This is a genomic window from Streptosporangium brasiliense, assembly GCF_030811595.1.
Classification (GTDB): Bacteria; Actinomycetota; Actinomycetes; order Streptosporangiales; family Streptosporangiaceae; genus Streptosporangium; species Streptosporangium brasiliense.
The window spans coordinates 6,412,374-6,435,799 of sequence record NZ_JAUSRB010000002.1 but is presented as its reverse complement, the minus strand read 5'-3'; the positions used below and the strand labels follow the sequence as shown (position 1 = coordinate 6,435,799).

26 protein-coding genes and 1 pseudogene are annotated in these 23,426 nt (G+C 69.2%); 16 read left to right on the top strand and 11 right to left on the bottom strand.

All coding sequences use genetic code 11. The features are described from left to right. Nucleotides 1-545: 545 nt before the first annotated feature. A complete protein-coding gene (locus tag J2S55_RS37890; RefSeq protein WP_306871121.1) occupies nucleotides 546-1,424 on the bottom strand; it encodes a helix-turn-helix domain-containing protein in 879 nt (292 codons plus the stop codon). Nucleotides 1,425-1,465: 41 nt separating this feature from the next. On the opposite strand from J2S55_RS37890, the gene J2S55_RS37885 reads away from it, so the two are divergent. After that, a complete protein-coding gene (locus J2S55_RS37885; protein WP_306871118.1) occupies nucleotides 1,466-2,245 on the top strand; it encodes a phytanoyl-CoA dioxygenase family protein in 780 nt (259 codons plus the stop codon). A gap of 565 nt (nucleotides 2,246-2,810) precedes the next feature. On the opposite strand, the gene J2S55_RS37880 is transcribed toward J2S55_RS37885, so the two are convergent. Both J2S55_RS37880 and J2S55_RS37875 read right to left on the bottom strand, forming a co-directional pair. Next, complete coding sequence (locus J2S55_RS37880) at nucleotides 2,811-3,395, bottom strand: TetR/AcrR family transcriptional regulator (protein WP_306871116.1); 585 nt, start codon at nucleotides 3,393-3,395, stop codon at nucleotides 2,811-2,813. Nucleotides 3,396-3,402: 7 nt separating this feature from the next. Further along, a complete protein-coding gene (locus tag J2S55_RS37875) occupies nucleotides 3,403-3,933 on the bottom strand; it encodes a hypothetical protein (protein WP_306871114.1) in 531 nt (176 codons plus the stop codon). Nucleotides 3,934-4,590: 657 nt separating this feature from the next. On the opposite strand from J2S55_RS37875, the gene J2S55_RS37870 reads away from it, so the two are divergent. The 5 genes from J2S55_RS37870 (at nucleotide 4,591) to J2S55_RS37855 (ending at nucleotide 8,171) form a co-directional block, all read left to right on the top strand. Beyond that, nucleotides 4,591-5,061, top strand: coding sequence for a hypothetical protein (locus tag J2S55_RS37870; protein WP_306871112.1), 471 nt, complete (start codon nucleotides 4,591-4,593; stop codon nucleotides 5,059-5,061). 98 nt (nucleotides 5,062-5,159) lie between these two features. After that, entirely contained in the window at nucleotides 5,160-5,303 is a 144-nt protein-coding gene (locus tag J2S55_RS48450) for a DUF6245 family protein (protein WP_370879736.1), read from the top strand. 245 nt (nucleotides 5,304-5,548) lie between these two features. Continuing rightward, nucleotides 5,549-6,469 (top strand): alpha/beta fold hydrolase, encoded by a 921-nt coding sequence (locus J2S55_RS37865; RefSeq protein ID WP_306871109.1) that lies wholly within the window; start codon nucleotides 5,549-5,551, stop codon nucleotides 6,467-6,469. Nucleotides 6,470-6,478: 9 nt separating this feature from the next. After that, entirely contained in the window at nucleotides 6,479-7,105 is a 627-nt protein-coding gene (locus J2S55_RS37860) for a TetR/AcrR family transcriptional regulator (RefSeq protein WP_306871106.1), read from the top strand. Nucleotides 7,106-7,679: 574 nt separating this feature from the next. Further along, on the top strand, nucleotides 7,680-8,171 hold the full coding sequence (locus tag J2S55_RS37855; protein WP_306871103.1) for a hypothetical protein: 492 nt from the start codon (nucleotides 7,680-7,682) through the stop codon (nucleotides 8,169-8,171). Between the two features lie 386 nt (nucleotides 8,172-8,557). Here the strand turns inward: J2S55_RS37855 and J2S55_RS37850 are convergent, their stop codons facing one another. After that, nucleotides 8,558-9,052: a GNAT family N-acetyltransferase gene (locus J2S55_RS37850; RefSeq protein ID WP_306871101.1), complete on the bottom strand. Its 495-nt coding sequence runs from the start codon at nucleotides 9,050-9,052 to the stop codon at nucleotides 8,558-8,560. 153 nt (nucleotides 9,053-9,205) lie between these two features. On the opposite strand from J2S55_RS37850, the gene J2S55_RS37845 reads away from it, so the two are divergent. Beyond that, the gene (locus J2S55_RS37845) at nucleotides 9,206-9,997 is read left to right on the top strand and encodes a phosphotransferase (RefSeq protein WP_306871098.1); all 792 of its coding nucleotides are present in this window, start codon (nucleotides 9,206-9,208) and stop codon (nucleotides 9,995-9,997) included. Between the two features lie 264 nt (nucleotides 9,998-10,261). Here the strand turns inward: J2S55_RS37845 and J2S55_RS37840 are convergent, their stop codons facing one another. Further along, on the bottom strand, nucleotides 10,262-10,600 hold the full coding sequence (locus J2S55_RS37840; protein WP_306871097.1) for a HEAT repeat domain-containing protein: 339 nt from the start codon (nucleotides 10,598-10,600) through the stop codon (nucleotides 10,262-10,264). Nucleotides 10,601-10,666: 66 nt separating this feature from the next. Between J2S55_RS37840 and J2S55_RS37835 the strand changes: the two genes are divergently transcribed. Further along, nucleotides 10,667-11,728 (top strand): Tn3 family transposase, encoded by a 1,062-nt coding sequence (locus tag J2S55_RS37835; protein WP_306871095.1) that lies wholly within the window; start codon nucleotides 10,667-10,669, stop codon nucleotides 11,726-11,728. A gap of 106 nt (nucleotides 11,729-11,834) precedes the next feature. After that, nucleotides 11,835-11,981 (top strand): helix-turn-helix domain-containing protein, encoded by a 147-nt coding sequence (locus J2S55_RS37830; RefSeq protein ID WP_306871092.1) that lies wholly within the window; start codon nucleotides 11,835-11,837, stop codon nucleotides 11,979-11,981. Between the two features lie 31 nt (nucleotides 11,982-12,012). Here the strand turns inward: J2S55_RS37830 and J2S55_RS37825 are convergent. Beyond that, nucleotides 12,013-12,126, bottom strand: a pseudogene (locus J2S55_RS37825) (helix-turn-helix domain-containing protein); the annotation flags it as partial. Nucleotides 12,127-12,289: 163 nt separating this feature from the next. On the opposite strand from J2S55_RS37825, the gene J2S55_RS37820 reads away from it, so the two are divergent. Further along, nucleotides 12,290-12,781, top strand: coding sequence for a DinB family protein (locus J2S55_RS37820; protein ID WP_306871090.1), 492 nt, complete (start codon nucleotides 12,290-12,292; stop codon nucleotides 12,779-12,781). A gap of 52 nt (nucleotides 12,782-12,833) precedes the next feature. Beyond that, nucleotides 12,834-13,868, top strand: coding sequence for an alpha/beta fold hydrolase (locus tag J2S55_RS37815; RefSeq protein WP_306871086.1), 1,035 nt, complete (start codon nucleotides 12,834-12,836; stop codon nucleotides 13,866-13,868). 173 nt (nucleotides 13,869-14,041) lie between these two features. Here the strand turns inward: J2S55_RS37815 and J2S55_RS37810 are convergent, their stop codons facing one another. Next, on the bottom strand, nucleotides 14,042-15,670 hold the full coding sequence (locus tag J2S55_RS37810; RefSeq protein WP_306871083.1) for an ABC-F family ATP-binding cassette domain-containing protein: 1,629 nt from the start codon (nucleotides 15,668-15,670) through the stop codon (nucleotides 14,042-14,044). 97 nt (nucleotides 15,671-15,767) lie between these two features. On the opposite strand from J2S55_RS37810, the gene J2S55_RS37805 reads away from it, so the two are divergent. Then, nucleotides 15,768-16,514 carry a TetR/AcrR family transcriptional regulator gene (locus J2S55_RS37805; protein WP_306871079.1) on the top strand — a complete coding sequence of 249 codons (747 nt, stop codon included), beginning with the start codon at nucleotides 15,768-15,770 and terminating at the stop codon, nucleotides 16,512-16,514. Between the two features lie 142 nt (nucleotides 16,515-16,656). On the opposite strand, the gene J2S55_RS37800 is transcribed toward J2S55_RS37805, so the two are convergent. Beyond that, complete coding sequence (locus J2S55_RS37800; RefSeq protein ID WP_306871077.1) at nucleotides 16,657-17,934, bottom strand: MFS transporter; 1,278 nt, start codon at nucleotides 17,932-17,934, stop codon at nucleotides 16,657-16,659. A 198-nt stretch (nucleotides 17,935-18,132) separates the two neighbouring features. After that, a complete protein-coding gene (locus tag J2S55_RS37795) occupies nucleotides 18,133-18,585 on the bottom strand; it encodes a carboxymuconolactone decarboxylase family protein (protein WP_306871074.1) in 453 nt (150 codons plus the stop codon). Nucleotides 18,586-18,632: 47 nt separating this feature from the next. Between J2S55_RS37795 and pdxR the strand changes: the two genes are divergently transcribed. Next, nucleotides 18,633-20,096: a MocR-like pyridoxine biosynthesis transcription factor PdxR gene (gene pdxR / locus J2S55_RS37790; protein WP_306871072.1), complete on the top strand. Its 1,464-nt coding sequence runs from the start codon at nucleotides 18,633-18,635 to the stop codon at nucleotides 20,094-20,096. Between the two features lie 80 nt (nucleotides 20,097-20,176). Here pdxR and J2S55_RS37785 read toward each other — a convergent pair whose 3' ends face one another. Next, nucleotides 20,177-20,818, bottom strand: coding sequence for a TetR/AcrR family transcriptional regulator (locus J2S55_RS37785; protein ID WP_306871070.1), 642 nt, complete (start codon nucleotides 20,816-20,818; stop codon nucleotides 20,177-20,179). Nucleotides 20,819-20,921: 103 nt separating this feature from the next. On the opposite strand from J2S55_RS37785, the gene J2S55_RS37780 reads away from it, so the two are divergent. The 3 genes from J2S55_RS37780 to J2S55_RS37770 all read left to right on the top strand — a co-directional run bounded on the left by J2S55_RS37780 (nucleotide 20,922) and on the right by J2S55_RS37770 (nucleotide 22,705). Next, nucleotides 20,922-21,122, top strand: coding sequence for a hypothetical protein (locus tag J2S55_RS37780; protein WP_306871068.1), 201 nt, complete (start codon nucleotides 20,922-20,924; stop codon nucleotides 21,120-21,122). A 78-nt stretch (nucleotides 21,123-21,200) separates the two neighbouring features. Continuing rightward, the gene (locus tag J2S55_RS37775) at nucleotides 21,201-21,824 is read left to right on the top strand and encodes a CatB-related O-acetyltransferase (protein ID WP_370879808.1); all 624 of its coding nucleotides are present in this window, start codon (nucleotides 21,201-21,203) and stop codon (nucleotides 21,822-21,824) included. 176 nt (nucleotides 21,825-22,000) lie between these two features. Further along, nucleotides 22,001-22,705 carry a ubiquinone/menaquinone biosynthesis methyltransferase gene (locus J2S55_RS37770; protein WP_306871064.1) on the top strand — a complete coding sequence of 235 codons (705 nt, stop codon included), beginning with the start codon at nucleotides 22,001-22,003 and terminating at the stop codon, nucleotides 22,703-22,705. A gap of 124 nt (nucleotides 22,706-22,829) precedes the next feature. Here the strand turns inward: J2S55_RS37770 and J2S55_RS37765 are convergent, their stop codons facing one another. Further along, complete coding sequence (locus J2S55_RS37765) at nucleotides 22,830-23,384, bottom strand: YceI family protein (RefSeq protein ID WP_306871061.1); 555 nt, start codon at nucleotides 23,382-23,384, stop codon at nucleotides 22,830-22,832. Nucleotides 23,385-23,426 lie beyond the last annotated feature (42 nt).

Below are 23,426 nucleotides of genomic sequence, written 5' to 3'. Positions count from 1 at the left end.
TTCCGTTCCCGCCACGCCACCGGGCCGAGCTCGGCCCGGGGCTGGAACGCGGTGAGCGCCGGGCAGGCGAGCGTGCGGCGGCGTACCGTCACAACCAAGATCACGACCGGTAACGTCGGCGAAGGAGCCCGATGAGCGAGACGTCGTCGATCGAGTCGCGATGGACACGACGGCTGCGGCTGGCGGCCCAGACCGTTCTCGTCATCATGGGGTGGGGCTGGTGGTGATGCTGCCGTTCTCCAGCTGCCGGCGTGGGCCAACTCCCAGCGAGGGCTGGACCAGCCGGGGTTATCGCCCCGCGGACCAGCGCTCCCCCTCCCTGCCACACCGGCCTTCTGGGAGGGAATGCATCTGGACCTGACCGGCGCCCCCTCATCGACCTCGACCTGACCGGCGGCCATGTCACCGAGGCCGCCCGCATTCTCAAGATCGGCCGGTCCACCGCTCACGCGACCCTCGCGGGGCGCTGACCAGCACCCATATCGGTGCGCGGCCCGTTTCCGCCGTATTCCGGTGGCACCCCTGTAGAGCACATCGCTCCAGCTCTAGCTCGGCGGACGCAGGCGGGTGCGGTAGTCGCGGGGCGGCATGCCGTACTCCTGCCTGAAAGCCCGGCTGAAGTGGAACGGGCTGACGAAGCCGGCCGCCGCGGCGACCTGTCCGATGTCGAGGTCGGTCACCTCGAGCAGCCGGGCCGCGTGCCGGATCCTGGCCTCGCGTACAGCCCGCATCGGCGTGCGTCGGGTCTGTTCGGCGAATAGATGGGCCAGCCGGGAGGGCGACAGCGCGACGGAACGCGCCAGCGACGCGACCGAGTGCCGCGCGCCCGGCTCGGCGGCGATGAGCGCGAGCACCCGCTCCACCCTCGGGTCGCCGCCCTGCTCCGACCGGCGCGCGGAGGCGGTCGCCAGCACCAGCACCTCCTCGACCGCGCCCAGCACCAGTTCCCGCGCCGCCGCCGTCACGGCCACGGCGGGCCCGGCGCCCGGCTGAGGCGGCTCGTCGGAGCCCGGCGGGATCCAGCGGGTGTCCTGAAGCGCGCGGCCGAAGGCCCGGTCGATCCGAGCGTGAACGGTCGTGGGCACGCCCTCGACCAGATGGCACCCCGCCGCCAGTGTGTACGGCCCGAGCCAGGTCAGCCAGGACGGGCGCGGCTGGAAGTGCACCCACCAAAACCGCCACCGGTCGCCGCCAGGCGCCACGCGGTAGTGGTGCGCGGCATGGGAGCCCAGCACGACCAGGTCCCCAGGCCCGGCGGTGAACGAGGCCCCCGCCTGCTCGACGAGCCCGGCGCCCGTCTGGGTCCACATCAGCAGCCAGCTGGGCGATCCCGAGGCGCGGCGGGTGGCGTAGCCAGGCCCCCTGTCGTAGTGGCCCACGATCATCAGGTCGGCAGCAGGAACAGACAGGTCCTCAGCGGTCACGGGCATACCCTTCACCGGTCGTGCTTCCTACCGTGGAGGGTATGGGACTCCACGACTTCCACGATCAGGGCTACGTCCTCGTGCCCGCACTGCTCTCCCCCGCCGAGGTCGCCGAACTGCGGGAGGAGTTCATGGCCCTGCACGCCAGGGGCACCGTGCCGGGCCATTTCACGCCGACGCCGCAGGAGCCCGGCCGGCCGTACGATATTCTGCGCGACTATCCGCGGGTCATGCATCCGCACCAGATCAACGATGCGGCGTTGCGCTATCTGCTCGACAGCAGGATCGCGTCGATCCTGCGCGACCTGCTCGGCGAGGAGCCGATAGCAGCCCAGAGCATGTTCTACTTCAAGCCGCCCGGGGCGCGGGGCCAGGCGCTGCACCAGGACAACTTCTATCTGCGGGTCGAACCGGGCACCTGCGTGGCGGCGTGGATCGCGCTCGACCGGGTCGACCGGGCCAACGGCGGCCTGGAGGTGGTGCCCGGCACGCACAGGATGGACCTGTTCTGCCCGGAGGACGCCGACCTGGATGTCTCTTTCACCAGGGAATACGTCCCGCCGCCGCCGGGCCTGGAACGGGTGCCCGTCGATATGGACCCGGGTGACGTGCTGTTCTTCAACGGCAGCCTGGTGCACGGCTCGGAGCCCAACAGCACGGCCGACCGGTTCAGGCGCAGCTTCATCTGCCACTACGTGGGGCGCTCCGCCGAGCGGATCTCCGGCTTCTATTCCACGCTCACCATGTCGGGCGAGCCGGTCCGCCTCGAGCCCGCCACCGGTGGCGGCCCATGCGGGACGGAGGCTACGGGCCCGCACTGATGCTGCGTTCCTCATAGCAGGTAGACGAATTTGCGGCAAAGGCTCGGGGCTGTGGCGGTGGTCGTCCCCAGATTCAGGGGGCGTGGGTTGAGTTGCGCGGTGGCGAGGGTGACCGCGTGGGCGATCTCAATGGCGACGGTAAAGCCTGCCCGGCGAACGCTGCCTTGCGTAGCAGTCGCCACCAGCCTTTCACTGACGCCACTGGCCGTTCGGTTGCTGCTCAACCCCCGTGCACTGGTTCTGCCTGCTCTGACCGCCGATGCGATCGGGTGTGCTTGGTAACCCTTGGTAGTGGCCGCGATGACAGGCCTGTCATTGCGGCCACACTTTTGACACTGGCATCCCATCAACCCCTGACCGCAGTCCCGCCAGGCAACAGCCAGGACTACGACCCGGGACTCAACGCGGGCTCGCTCTCCTTCACTCCTGCCGCTGAGCTCCCCGCCAACCTCCGCCCCGAGTGACGGCCAGCCGCCGGGGCCTTCGCGGGTCCAGCCGGGATACTCGGAAGCACGGCTCGCGCCAGCCGTACGGCTCCCCTGTGAGGGGGTGCAGTTTTCTCGGCTCAGCGACTCGCCTCGGGGGCGGTGTTCCAGAGGCGTGCGAGGAACAAGGTGAGCGTGTCCGTGACGGAGTGGTCGAGCTCGCTCGGATGGTCGAGCGCCCAGGTGTCGAGGGCGTCGAAGACACCGGTGGTCGCCACGGTGATCAGTTCGGCGTTCGGGTACGGGTCGATCACGTTGATGTGCAGGCCGTTCGCGACGAGCCTGTGGATCCAGGAGCTGCCGTCGCCGCCGGGATGAGGCCGCCCGGCAAACACCGCCCGGTCATCGGGGTGGTCGCGCAGGTGCGCCATGAGCCGTGTGGTGCCTGCCGTCACCTGCCCCCACAGTTCATCCTCGGTCTCTACGTCGATCCAGGGACCGAGCGCGGCGAGCATTCGTTCGGCCGCGTCGGCGACTACGGCGCCGAAGAGGTCGTCCTTGCCGTCGAAGTAGTGGTAGGCGGAGGTCTTGGAGATGCCGGCTTCGGCGATGATCTGGTTGAACGACGCGGCGTTCTTGCCGTCGCGGGCGAAGTGGGCGCGAGCGACGGCGAGGATGGCGGCTCGTGTGCCGACCGGCAGTCGGTCGAAGCGAGGCAGCGGCATGGCTTTCCTAGAGGCTGTGCGTGAGCGGGGCGGCCGGTTGCCGGGTGGCAAGCGTGCGATTGGCGCGGACTGTCATGATCCAGTGTGCCGCCCACAGCGGGAGGGCGATTGCTCCGCCGACATACCCGGCCATCCCCGGGAAGAGCGACAGGATCTGGAACGCGCACCAGCCGTATCCGAGTGCCGCCCATCGCCGGATGAACCCGCTCGTCATCTGCTCGTCAGCGGCCAGCGAGGTGGAGACGGCGCGCACGATGAAGAAATCTTCGGTGAAGTTGTAGGGGATCGCGAACATCCACCAGACCGACGTGGGCGACGCGGTCCTGGCACCGGGCCGCACGAGCGTCATCGTCCGCTGGAGGGCTCGGCAGTACAGCGCAACGAGCCCGAAGAAAACGGCGACGGCGATCAGTCCGCCGGGCATTGCCCGCGCTTCGATCTCCCCCAGGATGCCGCGTCCCCACTCCGGTGCCCAGAGCGGATAGCTGAGGAGGATCGAAACCAGGATGGTGCCCGCAGGCTTGACGATGGCTCTCATATCTGGAGTGTACTGGCAGTACACACCAGTGGTTCACCTGTGATTGGGAATGGTCGGGAGCAGCGGAGGGGCGGGACCGCGGCTTTCCCGCAGCCAGAGATACCGACCGGAGAAAGTTGGGCGTCATGGGTTGCTCAGGGTGCTTGTCCGCCCTGTCTGCCCAGGTGACAGCCTGAAGGTATGAGGTGCTCGGACAGGAGCGGGGAATTGTCCGGCACGGAGCGAGAGCATCGTGAAGCGCTGCGACTTCGGGCAGCGGACATGTTCCCCGGAGGGATCAAGCGGTCCCTTGGCGTCCCGATCCTGGCGGCTCCCATTGCCGCCTCCAACTCCCTGACGGAATGGGACGACGAGCCCACCCCTTCCAGGTCGGCAGCCTCGCGGCGTGCGTCACCCTGTCCGCACGGGCCGCCTGGCGCACCGCAAGGGGGACCCGGAGAATTCCCTGTCGGGCGCGGTGACGCCGCAGCAAGAAGCCCGCTTAACGATGAGCCTCGGCGTGCCAAAATTCAGCTCGCCGCATGAAGCACACATGTCCCGACCTGCGGAAATTCATTTTTATACAAATATATGGCTGCCCACTTAGTGACACACACCCACCCTTTGAGTTCACATTTTCGGAGCTCTTTTTATCTACGATAACGATAATTCCCGGCAATGAAAATCAGGTGGGAGAAACGCTTTCCAGGCGAGGCGCGAATCCCCTACATGGCATCCGAAGCGTTCTACACGACCGCCGCCCAGGTCCTACCGACGCCGCTCATCGCCCTCTCGATCGAGATCGGGATGATCTTGCGCCCATACGCAGAAGCCGCCAAAGCGGCACAAGCAGCGGCACAGACATTTCGCGCCCAGATCAAGGAGGGCCTGCCTCCCGCCCTGACCCCCGAGCAACTGCGCAGCCTTGAGATCGTCGTGTCTGATCGAACAGCCCTGTGGCTGCGATGGGCCTTCCTGCTCGGGCTCGGCTTCCTCGCCGGTGAGACAGTCGCCCTACTCGCGGTCGCCTACCGCTGGTACAACCCCTGGACCTTCTACGTCACAGGCGCGTCCATCCTTCTCATGATCATCACAGCTGCCCTCATCCCCCTGCTGCGCCTGAGTCTTGACGTGTACCCGGTCGAGTAGACGCATCTTCCTACCCCTGCGTATTACCCTGCGGTCCCTACCCCTGCGTATAACCTGCGGATATTCAGCCCGCCCCCGCCCCCCAGCTCGGCGCCGCGATGGCCGCCCTCGGAATGTACGACGGCACCAACACCGCCGAGGAGCACGCCGAGGAGGCGGCCCGGCCCGGCGGGCCGGAACCGTATCGGATGCGGCAGGCGCCGGGTCCGGTTCGGATTCGAACAGCGCCAGTTGCTCGCTGAAAGGTTCGACATGGATGAGTTTGAGGCAGCGGAAGCGGCCCGGCGAACCGTTCCGTCCGGGACGGAACACGAGCGGGAAATTCCCGGCTTGAGCGGCCCTCGGCGGCGAGGTCCGCGGCGGGCGGCCTCGCGCTCCAGGTAGTCCAGGCCGTCCTGGTAGGCCGCGCCGAGATCGACCAGGACGCCGACGAGCGCGTTGTATGGTTAGGATACGACTGTATCCATTCAGAGGAGATGAGGTCACCATGCGTGCCTCCGACCGGCCGTCGGCCTTCACCAGCGACTCCGCCCGTGACAGATACTTCGCCGCCTATGGCCGAGTGCTCGGCGAACTGTGGCCGGCGCCGGCGGACGCCATCGACGTCGAGACCCGCGCCGGCAGTGTGCGGATCCACCGGGCCGGGCCCGCCGAAGGGGATCCGGTGATCCTCCTGGCCGGTGCCGGCGGGAACGCCCTGGCCTGGTACCGCTACATCGAGCCGCTGGCACGCATGCGTCCGGTCTTTGCCATCGACCCGCTCGGCGAGCCCGGCTGCTCGGTTCAGAGGCAGCCACTCGCGAACGGCGCCGAGGTCGGCGGCTGGCTCACCGACGTCCTGGCCGCGCTCGGCGCCGAGCGCGCACATATGGTGGGCTCCTCTTACGGCGGCTGGACCGTGATGGAACAGCAGCTCGGCGGGGGCGGCCGGGTCTCGGCGCTGACGCTGGTGGATCCGGTCGGCTTCGCGCCGTTGACCGGGCGGTTCTACCGGTGGGTCATCGTCGGCGGTATGGCCGCCCTGCTCCCCCGAGCGCTGCGACGCCGTATCGCCGACACCGTCGGCAACGGCACGCTGCGCGAGGATGTGCTGATGAAACTGATCGCGGCCAGCCGGTCCTTCCGCCGACGGCTGCCCATCCCGCCCGCCTACACCGACGAGCAGGTGCGTGAGCTGTCCGTGCCCGTGCAGGTGCTGCTGGGCGCCCGTAGCGCGCTGCACGACGCGCAGGCGGTGGCCGCACGGCTGGCCGAGATCGCACCGTCGTGGCGGGTGGAGATCGTGCCCGACGCCGGACACGCGCTGCCCGTCGAAGCTCCAGACCTGGTCATCGAGCGGATCCTCACCTTCCCCGGCCAAGTCCAGGCCGAGATTGCAACGCCGGAACACGACACGGACCGCGGCTAGGAAACCGGCATGCCCAAACAGGTGGACCATGATGAGCGGCGACGCCAGTTGACCGAGGCGCTGCTGCGCATCGCCGGCACCCGCGGCCTGCAGGCGGTGTCGATGCGTGAGATCGCCGCCGAGGCCGGAGTCTCACTGCGCGTCGTCCAGTACTACTTCACCGACAAGCAGGCCCTGCTCGACTCCGGTCTCAGCGAGCTGACCGCCCGCCTGGACCGCCGGGTCAAGCAGCGGGCCGCCGCCGCCACGGGCGGGCTGTCCACACGAAATGTCTTCGAAGCCGTCCTCGGCGCGATCCTGCCCACCGACGAGCAGAGCCGACTGGACTCACTCGCCTGGACCGCCTACTACACCGCCGCCCTCACCGACCCGGCACTCGCCGCGGCCGCGCTCACCCGACCCGACGCGCTGGAAGACTTTCTCACCACCCGGCTCACCGCCGCGCAGCAGGCCGGAGACCTCGCCTCCGACCGCGACCCGCGCACCGAGGTCGCCACACTTCTGGCCCTCGCCAACGGCCTGACCGCCAGCGTCCTGGGCCGACAGCGCAACCATGGAGCCGCCATCGCGATCATCGACTATCACCTCGACCGCCTCTTCGGACCGAAAAGCAGTCCAGATCGGGGTTCCGCGTAGTCACGGATCCGAATGGAGGGGCGCCGCCACCCCACAGGCCGAACCGAAAACGGGTGATCAGGCGGACACCTCCGCCACGCCGAACTGTTCAGACAGCGCAACTGCAGCGTGAGTCATCGAGGTTCAGTCTGACGTCCGGGCTGATCAAGACGGCGACCGTCCCGACCCGCAGAGCCCGGACAACCGCGAGCGCCGACCCGCCCCTCGATGTTCACTCCAGCTGAAGACATTCACTCCCATCCGCAAATTTTCAAATCACGCTCAAGGCCTTCCGTTCCGGCGCAGGTCAGCGGCCGGCAGCGCAGAAGGGTATCCAGCGGTCGGTCCCTGCCTGCCCTTCTTCGGCCATCCTCAACGGGCACCGGGGCCGGCCGCGGTTCGCCGCGCGAGCTCCCGCCGACGGGCTCATCCGGGGGCTGAGCAGCCGCCGGGCCGGTGGCCACCGCCTGGCCTTGCTCAGCCCGGCAGCGCAGGCCCTCCGCTCGGGCCGGCGTCACCAGGGAGAAAAGTAGCTCCGCTCAGAACCTTTACCGGCGTTTCGCAGTCAAAGCAGAGTATGCAGTCAAAGCAGAGCATGATGAAGACGATGATCGGGGCCTCGCTCCTCGCCGGCTCGCTGCTGGTCTCCGGCGCCACCGCGGCGGACGCCCAGACCAAGCCGACGCTGGGCCCCTACGGCTATGGCGCCGTCAAGTTCGGCATGACCGTCAAGCAGGCCAAGGCAACGGGGGACGTCGTCAAGAAGCTGCCGGGCAACGGCGGCTGCTCCGGCTGGGACCTGAAGAAGTTCCCGACCCCCAAGGACTCGGTCGGCATCTATATCTCGCCGAACGTGGGACTGGCCGCCATCTTCGCCGCGAAGGGCATGCAGACCCCGGAAGGCATCAAGATCGGCTCCACCGCCAAGCAGGTGAAGGCGGCCTACCCGCACATCAAGAAAGACGCCCACGGCTTTTATGTGATCACGGCCCCCGGCAACAAGAAGGCTCACTACACCTTCGGCATCACACACGGCAAGGTCACCGAGTACGGCATCGCACTCAACAAGCAGGACTGTTTCAACTAGTTCCGCATCAGGCAACGTTCGCCTCGTTGTGACGTGCCGTCCGGTTGCTGTACCGGGCGGCACGGGACGGTCAGAATGATCAGGCGGCTGAACGCGTGCGGGTCCGTGAGATCGGTGACGACGAGGGACAACGGTTGCTGCGGATCGCCCGCCGGGGTCCCGGGTCGGCGGTGACCTGGCGACGGGCCCAAATGGTGCTGCCATCCGCGCAGGGCATGAACATGGGCGAGATCGCCAAGGTGACGTTCACCAGCCCGGACCGGGTCCGCGATGTGCTCCACAACTTCAACGCGACGGCTTCGACTCGCTCTACCCGTAGTACAAGGGCAGGTGGCCAAAGACGTTCACGCTGCCTGCCAGTCACCCGCTCTCCGGCTGGAGGTGTATCAGCCGGCCAAGGGGGCGCCTTGCTGCTTGCTCAGTAAGATTCCGCGCGGTCCGAAGCCCGCCGAAGAGTAGAAGCGAACGGCCCCGTTGTTCGACGCGAAGATACCGGCATAGATGATCGAGACACCGTGTTCCGCGGCGGCTTGCTCGGCCGCCGTCAGCAAGGCTGACCCGACACCCTCGCCGCGATGCCCGTCCAGGACGACGGTATGGATCTCGGCCGCGCGGCATGGAGCCAGAATCTGATGGGCGGGGGGATCCGCAAGCAGGACCACCTCCACCATGCCCACCACCTCGCCCACCACCTCAGCAACCAAGATCAGCACCTTGGACTCGGTCGAAAGCACCTCCTCGAAGTGCCCGCGCACGTCCTCAACGTCGGGAACGCGATAGACGGCCGGGTCGAGTTGGAGGTGCCTTTCAGCATTCGCGAGACGCAGGCGGACCAGCGCGGGAACGTCCTCACGCTCAGCAGCTCTGATCAAGATCGACATAGCCGGAGCCTTCCAGCTCGCCCACCCAGCCGCAAGGCGCACGGACCAACTTGGAACAGGACGGACGTTGCCCGATGCGGCACCAATTGGCGGCCGGTGACACGTTCCTTGCCAACACCCCAAATCGGTTGACGCGGCTGTAAGCATGGAGCCGTGACGGAGATCGAACTGACCACTGGGATCGGGCGAAGCGCTGTTCACCGCCGCGGCGATGTGCTGGTGCGCGATCCGGGGCCGTGGACGCCTGCCGTACATGCTCTGCTCGACCACCTCGAAGAGGTGGGGTTCTCCGCAGCCCCTCGCCTGGTCGGGACTGGCTACGACGCCGAAGGCAGGGAGACGCTGACCTACATCGAAGGCGACTTCGCCCACCCCGGCGGCTGGTCTCTCGAAGGTGCGGCGGCCGTGGGCCGTCTGATCAGAGACTTGCACGATGCGGTTGGCACTTTCAAGCCGCCAAAAGGCGCCATCTGGTTCCCGTGGCACGGTCGCGAGGCTGGCGGCGGACCGCGGATTATCAGCCACTGCGACACCGCACCGTGGAATATCGTCGCCGGCGACGGCCTTCCGGTCGCGCTGATCGACTGGGAGTTCGCCGGTCCGACCGACCCGTTGGTCGAGTTGGCGCAGGCGTGCTGGCTCAACGCCAAGCTGCACGACGACATCGTGGCGGAGCTGGAAGGGCTGCCCCCGCTCGCCGACCGGGCCAGGCAGCTGCGGGCAATGGTCGACGCCTACGGCCTGCCCCGGGCGGACCGGGCCAGAATGTTCGAGCTGATGGTGGAGTTCGTCGTCTCGGAGATCGCCTGGGAGGCCGACGACGCGCGCGTCACCCCCGCCATGACCACCCACCACGTCGGGCTGTGGGCGATGGCATGGCGGGCGCGGTCGGCCCGCTGGCTGTTGCGCAACCGCAGGACGCTGGTCAACGCGCTCACCGCCTGATGATCCTCACCAGCGTGCGGTGATTTCCCTTCAGCGCCGCTCCGGCGGACGCCCGATGTGCCCCAGCCGATGGTTCTATCTGCTCGCTGCGGCAGCATGGCGGCCAGGCGCCCCCTGGCCGGTGTCGACCAGTGCTGCGACCACAAACGTTGCCCGGGTTGGCCTGGCACGCTGACTTCGGTCCGCAGGTCCGTGGATCAAAGGGCCAGGCTTAGATGCACCACGCACCCGTGCCACCCGACTACACCCCCAGACATGGGTACCTCAGTCGATGCGACGGTTGGCGCGCGCTCGCCACAGCACCTGCCGTGCCTCCTTGCTGGAGAGACGAGTCAGCCCCTGCACCGCCCAGTACCGGAAGGACTCGTCCTCGTCGTCAACAAGCTCACTCAGCAGCGGCAACGCCGACGGAGATTTCGCTTCCCCGATCAGTTCCAGCAGCCAGCAGCTGAGCCCGTGGTCCCCGGGCTCAGCGCGGAACTCCGCGATTAGTTCCTCGACATGTTCGACAACGTGTGATCGAAGCAAGGAGAAGCCGTCTTCCCTTTTCTGCGGATCAGCACAGCGCATCAGCCGCATGGCTTCTCCGAACCGCTCCGTCACCCGACCAAGGCTAATCAACCCGGTGAACGTCCGTGGTCACGACACTAGACACAGAACTACCTATCGGTGATCTTCGGCCTGGTCCACCTGCTGGGCATGCAGTACCGGCCCGCGCTGGCCGACATCCTCGACCAGAAGGGCTGGCGCATCCAGGACGCCGACCACGGCGGCCTGTCCCGGTCCGCCCGCGGGAAGATCGACCTGGGCAAGATCAGACGGCACTGGGGCGACATCCTGCGCGTCGTGGTGTCGATCTACACCGGCGAGATCCGCGCCTACGACGTGATGCGCATGATCCAGCGGGACGGTAACCCGGCCCCGCTCGGGGAGGCGATCGCCCACTACAGGCGGATCTTCAAGACCCTCCGTATCCTCACCCACGCGGTCGAGGAGCCCTACCGGCGCGACATCAAGGGCGTACGCGATCTGCGGGGATCCCGGCGCGCCCTGGCCGGGAGGATCTTCCACGGCAAGAAGGGCGAGCTCAACCAGCGCCACCGCAAGGGCGTGGAAGACCGGCTCGGCGCCCTGGGCCTGGTGCTCAACCAGCGCCACGCTGTGGAACACCTTCTACATGGACCGGGCCATCGATCAGTTCAAGGTCAAGGGCTACCGTTTCGATGCGTCTCGACCCCGGTTGCTCCCCCGGGCGGCGGCGGGACGGATGGATGGCGTCGGCGATGTGCCGGCAGGGGTGCGCGCAGGACTCTTGACGTCATGTCGCTGAAACTCATGACCGCTGTGGTCCTGATGACCGCCCCGGCGCAGGCGATCGAGCCGCCCGCACCGCAGGGGCTCGGCGCGCTGGTCGACGAGCACGTCACCACGGCGATGGCCGAGGAGAAGATCCCGGGCGTGGCGGTGACCGTGGTGGCGGGCGGCGGGCGGGTAGTGCACAAGGGGTACGGCTGGGCCGACGCGGAGCGGCGGGTGCCGGTGGATCCCGGGCGCACCCGGTTCCTCATCGGCTCGGAGCCCAAGTTGTTCACCGCGCAGGCCGCCCTGCAGCTCGTCCGCGCGGGCAAGCGGCCGCGGTGGCCGTCGAACTGGACTGGAGGCAGGACCCGCTCACGATCAGCATCACGGACGACGGCCGCGGACACACCGGCGGCTCAGGTCACGGGCTGATCGGCATCCGCGAGCGGGCGGCGGCCTGCGGCGGGTCGGCATCCTTCGGCCCCGGGCCGGCCGGGCGCGGCTTCGCCGTCACGGTGCACCTGACGGGAGCCGTCTCGTGACGATCCGCGTGGTGGTCGCCGACGACCACGAGCTCATGCGCAGCGGCTTCGCCCTGATCCTGGACACCCAGCCGGACATCACGGCGGCAGCCGAGGCCGGTGACGGCTTGAGCGCCGTCGCCGCGCGCACGCGTACTCACTGACCCGCTCCCTCAATGCCGAGACCCTGGATCATGACCTGCGGCTCTCCGACACGCCGGTTGCCGACGCGAGGTCGGTGAGGGTGATGCCGCGGTGACGGCGCAGCGCACGGAGTCGCGGCCCCACCGCGTCGAGCACCTCACCCATTCCGTGATCCACGAGGCCGACTTGCCGGAACCGCAAGTTTTCGTGCCAGATCGGTGCGCGCCTGGCGAGAGTGAGTGGACACCGAAGCGCCTGACACGGCGGACAGCGCCGCCCCTCCACCCCATGAAAAGCCGCCCCCACCCCACGGAAAGAGGAGACCACCATGCCGAACACCGTGCGCCGCCGCGACACTCCGCCGCCCCGGACCGGGAGCAGTGAGGCTGAGGTCCTGCGCGGATTCCTCGGCTATCTCCGGGCCTCGGTCGCCGCGAAGGTCGAGGGTGCGCCCGGACCGGAGGCGCGAACGGCCGCGGTGCCCTCAGGCACGAACCTGCTCGGCCTGCTCAACCACCTGACTTCCGTCGAACGCTCGATGTTCCTCGGGGACAACGTCACCGACTGGCAGGCGACGTTCCAGGCCGCACCGGAGCACAGCGTGGCCGATGTCGTCGCCCGCTACCGCGAGACGGTCGAGCGCGCGGATGACGTGCTCGACGGGTGCACCGATCTCAGCGCACCGGTCCCTCGAGCGCGGCCCGACCGCCCCGCTCCCAGCATCCGCTGGGCACTCACCCACATGATCGAGGAGACCGGCCGCCACGCGGGCCACGCGGACATCCTCCGCGAACTGATCGACGGCACGACCGGACGCTGACCCCACCACTTTCTCCAGGACAGGAACACATGCTTCTTCAGGACAGGAACACATGTTGACCGCAACCCGGCCGTTGTCGCGCCGCTTCCTCCGATCCGCGCGCACGGTGGCGACCATCACGCTCACCCTCCTGCTCACGATCGGCACCGCAGCCTGTTCCACGCCGACAGCCGGCGACGTTGCCCCCTACGCCGTCGCCACCCAGGGCGAACCGGAGTTCGACAACACCTTCCGACACGAGTTCGCCGACGTCGGCGGCGTCCGCATGCACTACGTGACCGGCGGCAGCGGCACACCGGTGGTGCTGATCCACGGCTGGCCCCAGACCTGGTACGGCTGGTGGCCGATCATGCCGGCACTTGCCGAGCACCACACCGTCTACGCCGTCGACCTTCCCGGACTGGGTGACAGCAACGGCTCGCCGACCGGCTACGACAAGGCCACCCTGGCGCAGTACGTGCACACGTTGATCGCCGACCGGCTCAAGATCCGGGACGCCGCCGTCGTCGGCCACGATTTCGGCGCCGCGGTGGCGTTCCAGTACGCCAGCCAATTCCCCGGCGACACCGCACGCCTCGGCTACTTCGACCTGCCGCTACCCGGACCCGCCGTCGATGCGGCCACGTACCGCTCACTGAGCTGGCACATCGCCTTCCACTCCCAGCGACGGGTTCCCGAGGCGGTCGTAGGCGACGACGTCCGCGAGTACCTGGCGCTGTTCTACCCCCAGGTCTCGTTCGGCGGAACGGCGTTCGGTGGCACCTCGGACCGGTCCCCGTTCACCGACGCCGAGATCAACGAGTACGCACGGACCTACAGCCGGCCAGAGGTCCTGTCGGGCGGCTTCGAGCTCTACCGCGCTCTCGACAAAGACGTCCGCGACACCGCGGCATCGGCACCGGTACGTGTCCCGACCCTGCTCATGACCGCCCAGGGGCAGCTCGACGCGGTCCGAGCCACAGTGGCCCCGCGCATGACCAAGATCGTGCGCGCGGTGGACGTGCCGTACGCGGGGCACTGGCTCGTCGAGGAGAACCCTCGGTTCGTCACTGCGGAGCTGGTGCGTTTCCTCGACGGGAACAGTTGACGGAGGCCAGTGGCGTCAGCGAGTCGAGTGGGACGGAGCTGCCGCCGTCCGCCGCCGGGGCGGGGACCGTAGCGTCGTGGTGACCCGCCCGGCCGAGATGTGGTTTCCGCCGACAGATCCTGGCGGCAGATTCGGAGAAACCGGCGCCGGCGGAGAAGACCCGCGGCCCTGCTTCAGCGGGCGCGCTCGACACGGCCTCCGTCCCATACCGGCTCGGTGCTCTCGTAGACGGTCCCATCGGCACCGAAGACGAGGAAGCGGTCGAAGTCGGCGGCGAACCAGCGATCGTGGGTGACGGCCAGCACGGTGCCGGCGAAGGACGCCAGGCCCTGTTGCAGGGCCTCGGCGCTGGCCAGGTCGAGGTTGTCGGTCGGCTCGTCGAGCAGGAGCAAGGTCGCTCCGGACAGTTCCAGCAGCAGGATCTGCAGTCGCGCCTGTTGTCCGCCGGACAGGGTCTCGAACCGCTGGTTACCAGCCGGTGCGAGTTCGTAGCGGGCGAGCGCGGCCATGGCTCCGTTCAACGTGAGGGCGTACTCGGACGTCACCAGTTCGGCGGGGGTACGACCGTGCAGGTCGGGCCGGGCATGGGTCTGCACAAAGTGCCCCGGCACCACCCGCGCACCGAGCCGCACCGAACCGCTGTGCCGTATCGAGGGCACCGCGCCGTCCGCCGCCTCGGCGAGCAGCCGCAGGAAATGGGATTTACCGGAGCCGTTCGCCCCGAGCACGCCCACCCGTTCGCCGTACCAGATCTCGGTGTCGAAGGATCGCATCAGTCCGGTGAGTTCCAGGGCTTCGCAGATGACGGCGCGTTTGCCGGTACGGCCGCCGCGCAGCCTCATCCGCACGTTCTGCCGCTTCGGCGGGCGCTCGGGCGGGCCCACCTCCTCGAACCGCTGTAGCCGGGTGCGGGCGGCCCGGTAGGCGGAGGACACCGCGTCGTTGTTGGCCGCTGTCTGCCGCAGGGTCTGCACCAGGCGCTTGAGCTTGGCGTGCTCCTCGTCCCAGCGGCGGCGCCGTTCCTCCAACCGATCGATGCGGTCCTGGCGGCCCTGAGCGTAGGTGGCGAAGCCCCCGCCATGGACCCAGACACCGCGCGATTCCACCGTCACGATGCGATCGGTGGCATTGGCCAGCAGTTGCCGGTCATGGGAGACCAACAGCACGGTCTTGGGGGTGGCCCGCAGCCGCTCCTCCAGCCATTGCTTGCCCGGCACGTCCAGGTAGTTGTCCGGCTCGTCCAGCAGCAGGACCTGGTCCGGGCCGCGTAGCAAGGCCTCCAGGACGAGACGTTTCTGTTCGCCGCCCGACAGGGTGGTCACCGTACGGGCAGCGGCGGTGTCATAAGGCAGCCCCAGGGCCGCTGTGGTGCAGGTGTCCCAGACGACCTCCATGTCATAGCCGCCGGCGTCGGTGTAGTCGGTGATCGCCTGCGCGTAAGCCAGCTGGGTCTTCTCGTCCTGGTGAGCCGCCATCGCGGACTCCGCCCGTTCCAACGTGGCGGCGGCCACGCGAACGCCGTGCGGTGCCACGGACAGCAACAGGTCGTGCAACGTCCGATCGTCGCGGACACTGCCGATGAACTGCCGCATCACCCCCAGCCCCCCGGACTGGACCACCCGGCCGTCATCGGGCTGCACATCCCCGGCGATCAGCCGCAGCAGCGTGGTCTTGCCCGCGCCGTTGGGCCCCACCAGCCCGCCCTTGACCCCGTCACCGACGCGGAACGACACCTCATGAAGCAGCAGCCGTCCGTCCGGCAGCACATAGGTCAGCCGGTCAACCTCGATATGCCCCGCCACAGCCACCTCTCATCGACTCGACCCAGGCCACCGGATCGTTGATCCAGTGTCCGGATCAACGATCCGGACACCAGATCATGCTACTAGACTCGTCTTCATGGCCACGAGCAACCAGGGGACAACGTCAGCGGCGGCAGCCACGGGAAACGTGTGGCTTCGGCCGTCCGAGCGTGCGCGACGCGAAGCGCCTCCGCTCCATCGGGACCGGATCGTCGACGAGGCTGTGGCCCTTCTGGACGAGGAGGGCGTCGGCCGGTTGACCATGCGACGGCTCGCCGAGCGGCTCGGCACCGGCTCCACCACGCTGTACTGGCATGTGAAGACCAAGGACGATGTCCTCGACCTCGCACTCGACGCGATCTTCGCGGAGGTCGGGATCCCGCAGCGGGGCGCCCCTGACTGGCGCGCGGGCATCACCGCGTTGATCAGTGAATGGCGTGCCGTCCTTCTGAAACACCCCTGGTCAGCGGCGCTCCTGGGCCGCCCGATGCTGGGCCCCAATGTGCTCGCCCGCAGCGAATTCCTCTATGCCACGCTCCTGGAGGCAGGAATCGCCGACCCCCACCTCACCGCCGCGGCGTACGGGTTGTCCAACTACGTCATCGGCTCCGCACTGATGCAGACGACCTGGCCGACCGGTGAGGAGCAGGCCGCGCGACAGGCCACCCAAGATCACCTCCACGCCAACCGGGAGCGATACCCCACCCTCGCCACCCACGGCCCCCTCGTCGTGGACGGTGATTGGGACACCAGCTTCACCATCGGCCTCACCTGGCTTCTCGACGGCATCCAGGCCAACGCCGCCACCACCCGCGGCCGAGGCCGGCAGACGGAGCGCGAATGACCTGCACATGTCCCACACCGAACGCCGACCTCCGCGCCGGGAGACGTCACCGCAGGCCGCGGCTGTGTCCGACCGAGATTTCGTCGGTGCTGCGGGGACCCCTGTTCCGAGGCTGGTGACGCCGGCCCGAGTGGAGCACCGCCTATCCGCCTCGGACGTCCCGGACCCGCTCGATACCGGCGGCCTCGATGACGGTAGGTGATTCGGGCAGGATCACAGGGATCTCACGTCCGGTGCGCCGGCCGAGGCCGATGACGGGCAGCGTGAGCAGGACCAGCCCGGCACCGATCCATGCCGTACTGGTCGCGGAGAGCGCATCGACGGCCAGGCCGCCGGCGAGGGCGCCGAGCGCGATGGACAGGTTGAACATCGACACATACAGCGACGAGGCGGCCTCGGCCGCGTCCGGAGCGGCGTTGAGGATCCAGGTCTGGAAGGTGACCGGGACGGCCCCGTAGCCCAGACCCCACAGGATGAGGACCGCCGCGGCCGAGACGGTGCCGTCGGCGGCCACCGCGAGCAGCGCCATGGCCGCGGCCAGCACCAGGACGATGGTGACGACGGCCTGGCGCAGCCGTCCGGTGATCAGGGCGCCGGCGATGAAGTTGCCGCACAGTCCGGCGACGCCGAAGACCAGCAGCAGCGTGCTGACCACGCCGGCGTCGACGCCGTCGCCCTGCAGGATGGGCCTGACGAAGGTGTAGGCGGTGAAGTGCCCGGTGATGACGAGAAATGTCATCACGATGCCCAGCCGCACGCCGGCGTGGGAGCGGAAAGCCTTGGGGAGGGCGGAAAAGGAGATCGTCTGCTCCGGCGCCACCTCCGGCATCAGCACGACCATGCCCGCCAGCGAGGTCAGGCCGAGGAGACCGACGGCCGCGAACGCGATGCGCCAGCCGCTGAGGTCGCCGATCAGCGTGCCGATGGGCACGCCGAGGACGGACGCGGCCTCGACGCCGCCGAAGATGACGGCGGTGGCGCGGGCCACGTGCCGTTCGGGCACCAGGCGCAGCGCGATGCCGCCGGCCAGGGACCAGAACCCGCCCACGCTGATGCCGATCAGCACACGTGCGACGAGTACGACGGCGAACCCGGTGGCGAACGCCGACACCAGATTGGCCACGCCCATCAGGCCGACCAGGACGGCCAGCACCAGCCGGCGGTCGACGGCACCCGCGGCCACCGTCACCAAGGGCGCCGAGACGGCGGCGACCAGGCCCGGCACCGTGACCATCAGGCCTGCCGTGCCCTCGGAGACCTCCAGGGCCGAGCCGATCGGGGTGAGCAGGCCCACCGGCAGCAGCTCGGAGGTCATCAGGGCGAAGATGCCCAGCGACACGGCGAGCACGGCGGACCACCCCTTGGCGGGAGAGCGGCCGGCGCCGGGAGAGACCTGCGGAGGGGAATCGGTGGGGGTCACGGCGTCTTCCTTCGTCGGCGAGCAGGTCGCGAGTCATGGGGATGGGGTCGTGGACGTGCGGGCATGGGCATGGGACGGGCGATGGCCGTACGGGCATGGGCATGGGCATGGGACAGGCAATGGCCGTACGGGCATGGGCACGGGACAGGCAATGGCCGTACGGCCACCGCCCGTGGGCTGCGGCAAGCGTGAGGGCGGCTACTGCGTGCCAGGTGTCTTACGCGTGGTCGCGTTCATGCGGTTCCAGGCGTTGACGGTGAAGATCAGCGCGATGAGCTGGGCCAGTTCCCTGTCGTCGAAGTGCTGTCGGGCCTGGGCGTAGACCTCGTCCGAGACGCCCCCCGGGAGCAGGGTGACGGCCTCGCTCAGGGCGAGGGCGGCCCGCTCTTCCGCCGTGTAGAGGCTGGATTCGTGCCAGGCGCTGAGCTGGTAGATGCGTTCCTCGCTCTCTCCGGCCTTGCGGGCGTCGGCCGTGTGGTAATCGATGCAGTAGGCGCACTTGTTGATCTGCGAGACACGTATCTGCACCAGTTCCAGGAGCACCGGGTCGATGCCCTCACGGGCAGCCGCGTCCAGGGCCAGGACGGCTTTGAAGACGCGGGGGGCGACGGCGGCGAAGTTCATGCGCTCGGGGATCTGAACGGTTGTCATGGCGCCAACGCTAGGGGCGCAAAGCACCCGAGATATGGTTCATTTCTGTGGAGAAATCATGGGTCAATTCCGCGTGGCAGCCGGATGGCGATGAGCCCGCGGACCAGGGAGCGGGCAGCGACCTGCACCTCGACCTCGCCGGTGGCGGCGGCGTGCGGGCCCGTCTGATGGGGGCCCTGCGCGAGGCGATCCGGTCCGGGCGGCTCGTCCCCGGGACCCGGCTGCCGCCCTACCGCACTCTCGCGCTCGATCTGGGGATCGCCCGCAACACCGTCGCCGAGGCGTACGCCGAACTCGTCGAGGAGGGCTGGCTGACGGCCCGCCAGGGCTCGGGCACCCGGGTCGCCCGACGTGCCACCCCGATGGAGCCGGATCCGGCGGCCCCCGGTCTGGCCCGCCGGACCCGCCGCCGGGTCCTGTACGACCTCATGCCCAGCTCGCCGGACGCGGCCGCCTTCCCGCGCAGCGCGTGGGCGACCTCGGCACGCAGGGCGCTGGCCGCCGCGCCCAGTGACGCATTCGGCGTCGGCGACCCGCGCGGCAGGGTCGAACTGCGCCGCGCCCTGGCGGAGTATCTGGCTCGGGCCCGCGGCGTACGCGCCGAAGCGGACCGCATCGTCATCTGCGCCGGCTTCGCCCACGCGCTGCGGCTGCTGTGCCGGCTCCTGGACGGTCCCGTCGCTGTGGAGTCGTACGGCCTGGACTTCCACCGCTCGATCGTCACCGACGCGGGGTCGGCGACGATCCCGTTGACGGTGGACGCGCACGGGGCCCGCGTCGAGGAACTGCACGGCACGCGGGCGCGCGCCGTGCTGCTGACCCCGGCGCATCAGTACCCGACCGGCGGGCCGCTCCATCCCGAGCGGCGGGGAGCGGTCGTCGACTGGGCCCGCGCGAGCGGTGCCCTGGTGCTCGAAGACGACTACGACGGGGAGTTCCGCTACGACCGCGACCCCGTCGGCGCCGTGCAGGGTCTCGACCCCGATCGGGTCGTCTACCTCGGCTCGGCGAGCAAGAGCCTGTCCCCCGCGCTGCGGCTGGGCTGGATGGTGCTGCCCGGCTCGCTCGTCGATCGCGTCGTGGAGGCCAAGGGCCCGCGGGAGGTGTGGTCGGGCGTGGTGGACCAGCTCACGCTCGCCGACTTCCTGTCCTGCGGGGCCTACGACCGCCACCTGCGGCGCATGCGCAAGATCTACCGGCGGCGCCGGGACCAGCTCACGGCCACGCTCGCCCGGCGGGCCCCGCACATCCGGGTGAACGGCATCGCGGCCGGGCTGCACGCGGTGCTCCAGCTCCCGGCCGGGACCGAGGCGGCCGCGCTGCGCGCCGCCACCCGGCTGGGCCTGGCCCTCGACGGCCTCAGCGCCTACCGCCACCCCGGCAGCGCGATGGCTCCGCGCGACGGCCTCGTCATCGGGTACGGCACGCCCCCCGAGCATCTGTTCACGGCAGCCGTCGACGCGCTGTGCCTGGCCCTGCCCGACCCGCCGCAGGCCGACGAGGCGCGGTAGGGACGGCCCCGCTCCCGGCGATCACACCCGGTCGGCGCCCGAGCAGGAGCGCAAGACGCCACCGGCCGTCGCGTTGGTGCTCAGGCCCCGTCGCCGACCGGCGGGGACCTGACGAAGGCGCCGGCGGATGCGGCGAGGACGGCGGTCCTGGCCGCGTGGTCGGGAAGGCCCGGGTCGGGTGGCGTACGGAGAAGCACCAACTGGTGATACAGCGGCGCGGTGGCGGCGATGAGCAGTTGCCGCGCGTCGGTGTGCGGCGGGAGTTCGCCGCGCCGAACGGCCCGGCTGACGATGACCTCACAGCGGGCGTACCGGTCCTCCCAGAGCCGCCGCACGCCGCAGGCGGCTTCTTCGGAGCGGAACGAGGCGGCGATCAGGGCTGCGACGATCGGCGGCCGCGCGGTCAGGGCCGCCTGGCTTTCGTGGTTCAGTGCCGCCAGGTCGCCCTGCAGGGAGCCGGTGTCCTGGGGCTGCCAGTCATCGTCGCCCGCCGCCTCGAAGACGTCGGCGAGCAGGCCACCGACATCCCGCCAGCGCCGGTACACCGTTGCGCGATGCACGCCCGCGCGGGCCGCGACAGCATCCAAGGTGAGCCCGTCGTAGCCGCGCTCCCCGAGCTCGGCGCGGACCGCGTCGAGAACCTGCGCGCGGATGCGGCCGGTACGGCCGCCGGGGCGGCGCCGGGGCGGCGGCGCCGCCGGGTCGCCCTGTGCCGATGGCACCGCGGGAGTCATCGCTCGGCCTCCGGTTTGCTCGGCGGACAGCGTCATGACAACATCTTAATGTAGAAGTTGTCGCGTTAGTGGAGGTATCGATGCTCTTCCGATGCTCGCCGAGCGTGAGCGACCTGATCGGGGAGAGTTCGAGCTGCGCGGCGGCCACGACGCCGGCGCCCGCGTGGAGCGCGCCGTGCACGGCCTCGGCCCGGGGCATGGGGGCCGCGACCGCGGCGTAGGCGGCCTGTCCGGTCGCCGTGCGGGCGGCTCCGACATCCGCCGCCAGGTCCTGACGTCCCGCGAGGCATGACTTGCGAGCACCTGCCGTCAGCAGGAGTGCGAAAGGAAACGATCCGTGAAGTCCCAGGTTCCCGCCGACCCGACCGTGATGCACCCCATGCCCGAGCAGCCGCGGGTGGTGCTGCTCCGGCCACTGGTCAAGTCCCCGTTGATCGAGGTCGGGGAGTATTCCTACTACGACGACCCGGACGATCCGACCGCGTTCGAGACACGCAACGTGCTCTACCACTACGGGCCGGAGAAGCTGGTCATCGGCAAGTTCTGTGCGCTGGGCACGGGGGTGCGGTTCATCATGAACGGCGCCAACCACCGCATGGACGGCCCCTCGACCTTCCCCTTCCCCACCATGGGCGGCTCGTGGTCCGAACACTTCGACCTGCTCACCGACCTGCCGAACCGCGGGGACACCGTCGTCGGCAACGACGTCTGGCTCGGCTACGGCGCGACGGTGATGCCAGGCGTACGGATCGGACACGGCGCGATCATCGGTTCCGGCGCCGTGGTCACCTCGGACGTGCCCGACTACGGGATCGTCGGCGGCAACCCGGCCCGCCTCATCCGCACCCGCTACAGCGACGAGGACGTCGCCCGGCTGCTGGCGGTGGCCTGGTGGGACTGGCCGGCGGAGCGCATCACCGAGCACGTACGGGCGATCATGTCGGGCAGCATCGCCGACCTGGAGAGCGCCGCCCTGGACAGCCGTCGCACGTGACGTGGGCACGGGACGTCCCGTGCCCACGTCACGGACGCGGGCCTCACCCGATTTCCACCCCGCACGCCCATGTGCTGCCCTGATCCCCCGGGCGAGGGGGGTGATCCCCCGTGCGGGGGAGGAAGGACCGGCGACGACCTGGCAGGGTGGCGGGGTGACCGAGGAGCCGCGCGCAGATGCCATCGCATGAACCGCCGCCGTCCAAGGACCAGGAGGTCCAGCGGACGTTCAACAAGATCACCGACTACTACGACCGGATGAATCGCCTCATGACGCTGGGGCGACATGCCGCCTGGTGCCGTGACGTCGCGGCGAGCGCGAACGTCCCTTCCGGGGGAAGCATGCTCGACATCGCCACCGGAACCGGCGTCATCGCTCTCGCCGCACTGGAGAACTATCCGGACTCATCCATCCATGCCGTCGATTTCTCGGAGCGGATGCTGACGGAGGCGGCGCGCAAACCGGGGGCCTCCGCCATCACATGGCAGTACGCGGACGCCAACGACCTGCCCTTCGGTGACGGGTCCTTCGATGCCGTCACGCATGGTTACCTCCTCCGCAACGTCGACGATGTCGAGCGCGTGCTGGAAGAGCAGTACCGGGTGCTCAAGCCCGGCGGCCGGGTCGTCATTCTGGAGACCTGCCCACCACGAGGACCGCTCCGTCACCCGGTGACTCTGGGGGTTCGAGTCGTGATTCCCCTTCTCGGCCAGCTGGTCGCACGTGATCGTGAGTCATACGCGTACCTGCAAGAATCCACGCTCGGATTCATGACTCCGAAGGAGGTCGTGGCGATCCTCCGTCGAGTCGGCTTCACCTCCGTAGCGTGGAAGAAGAAGTTCTTCGGCACCCACATGATCATCTCGGCCCGGAAACAGTAGCCTCCGGAGAGGCTCGGGGATCTTCTGCCGCCGCTCGAACCGCGGGTACGCCGCCGCGTGTCGAAGAGCAACGGAGCAGGTGAGCGCCCGCGCCGACGCGCCGCCCCTACGGCCCGGCCCCGTGTCACTCGGGCTCGACGAACTGCATGTCGAGCTGGATCCGGACGGAGTCACCGAGAATGGCGGGGGCGAAGCCGAGGCCGAAGTCGCTCCGGCGGATCTCGCCCTTGGCCTCGAAGCCGACGTGCCGGCGTCCGTCCACGATGGAGTCCTCGACCCCGCCGAACTCGACGTCGAAGGCGACCGCCCGGGTCACCTCGCCGATGGTGAGGTCGCCCTCCATGGTCCACTCGTCGCCGGCACCGTCGATCCTGGTGGAGCGGAACGCCATGACCGGGCGGTTGGCGACGTCGAGCATGTCGGGACCGCTGACGTGGGCGTCGCGGTCGGCGTTGCCGGTGTCGATCGAGTCGAGCGCGACGGTGGCGCTGACCGTGCAGCCGTCGAGGGTGTCGCCGACGGTGAGGTCCGCAGCGAAGCGCCCGAAGTGGCCACGCACCTTGGAGATGCCGAGGTGGCGGATCGTGAAGCCGACCGCCGAGTGGAGCGGGTCGAGGGTCCAGTGCCCGGCGTGGAGCGGCAGAGCGGTCATGGCCGTGGTGGTGGTCTTGGAAGTCATGCCCCCAATCTGGCCCGGGCGGCGGCGCGTGGGGAGGCCGGG

Coding starts and splice junctions, on each gene's coding strand:
- J2S55_RS37885 (WP_306871118.1), top strand. CDS start 1,466: ATGGGACTCCACGACTTCCACGATCAGGGCTACGTCCTCGTGCCCGCA.
- J2S55_RS37870 (WP_306871112.1), top strand. CDS start 4,591: ATGAAAATCAGGTGGGAGAAACGCTTTCCAGGCGAGGCGCGAATCCCC.
- J2S55_RS37860 (WP_306871106.1), top strand. CDS start 6,479: ATGCCCAAACAGGTGGACCATGATGAGCGGCGACGCCAGTTGACCGAG.
- J2S55_RS37815 (WP_306871086.1), top strand. CDS start 12,834: ATGTTGACCGCAACCCGGCCGTTGTCGCGCCGCTTCCTCCGATCCGCG.
- J2S55_RS37850 (WP_306871101.1), bottom strand. CDS start 9,052: ATGTCGATCTTGATCAGAGCTGCTGAGCGTGAGGACGTTCCCGCGCTG.
- J2S55_RS37865 (WP_306871109.1), top strand. CDS start 5,549: ATGCGTGCCTCCGACCGGCCGTCGGCCTTCACCAGCGACTCCGCCCGT.
- J2S55_RS37780 (WP_306871068.1), top strand. CDS start 20,922: ATGCTCGCCGAGCGTGAGCGACCTGATCGGGGAGAGTTCGAGCTGCGC.
- J2S55_RS37880 (WP_306871116.1), bottom strand. CDS start 3,395: ATGCCGCTGCCTCGCTTCGACCGACTGCCGGTCGGCACACGAGCCGCC.
- J2S55_RS37765 (WP_306871061.1), bottom strand. CDS start 23,384: ATGACTTCCAAGACCACCACCACGGCCATGACCGCTCTGCCGCTCCAC.
- J2S55_RS37820 (WP_306871090.1), top strand. CDS start 12,290: ATGCCGAACACCGTGCGCCGCCGCGACACTCCGCCGCCCCGGACCGGG.
- J2S55_RS37795 (WP_306871074.1), bottom strand. CDS start 18,585: ATGACAACCGTTCAGATCCCCGAGCGCATGAACTTCGCCGCCGTCGCC.
- J2S55_RS37775 (WP_370879808.1), top strand. CDS start 21,201: ATGCACCCCATGCCCGAGCAGCCGCGGGTGGTGCTGCTCCGGCCACTG.
- J2S55_RS37805 (WP_306871079.1), top strand. CDS start 15,768: ATGGCCACGAGCAACCAGGGGACAACGTCAGCGGCGGCAGCCACGGGA.
- J2S55_RS48450 (WP_370879736.1), top strand. CDS start 5,160: ATGGCCGCCCTCGGAATGTACGACGGCACCAACACCGCCGAGGAGCAC.
- J2S55_RS37875 (WP_306871114.1), bottom strand. CDS start 3,933: ATGAGAGCCATCGTCAAGCCTGCGGGCACCATCCTGGTTTCGATCCTC.
- J2S55_RS37855 (WP_306871103.1), top strand. CDS start 7,680: ATGATGAAGACGATGATCGGGGCCTCGCTCCTCGCCGGCTCGCTGCTG.
- J2S55_RS37770 (WP_306871064.1), top strand. CDS start 22,001: ATGCCATCGCATGAACCGCCGCCGTCCAAGGACCAGGAGGTCCAGCGG.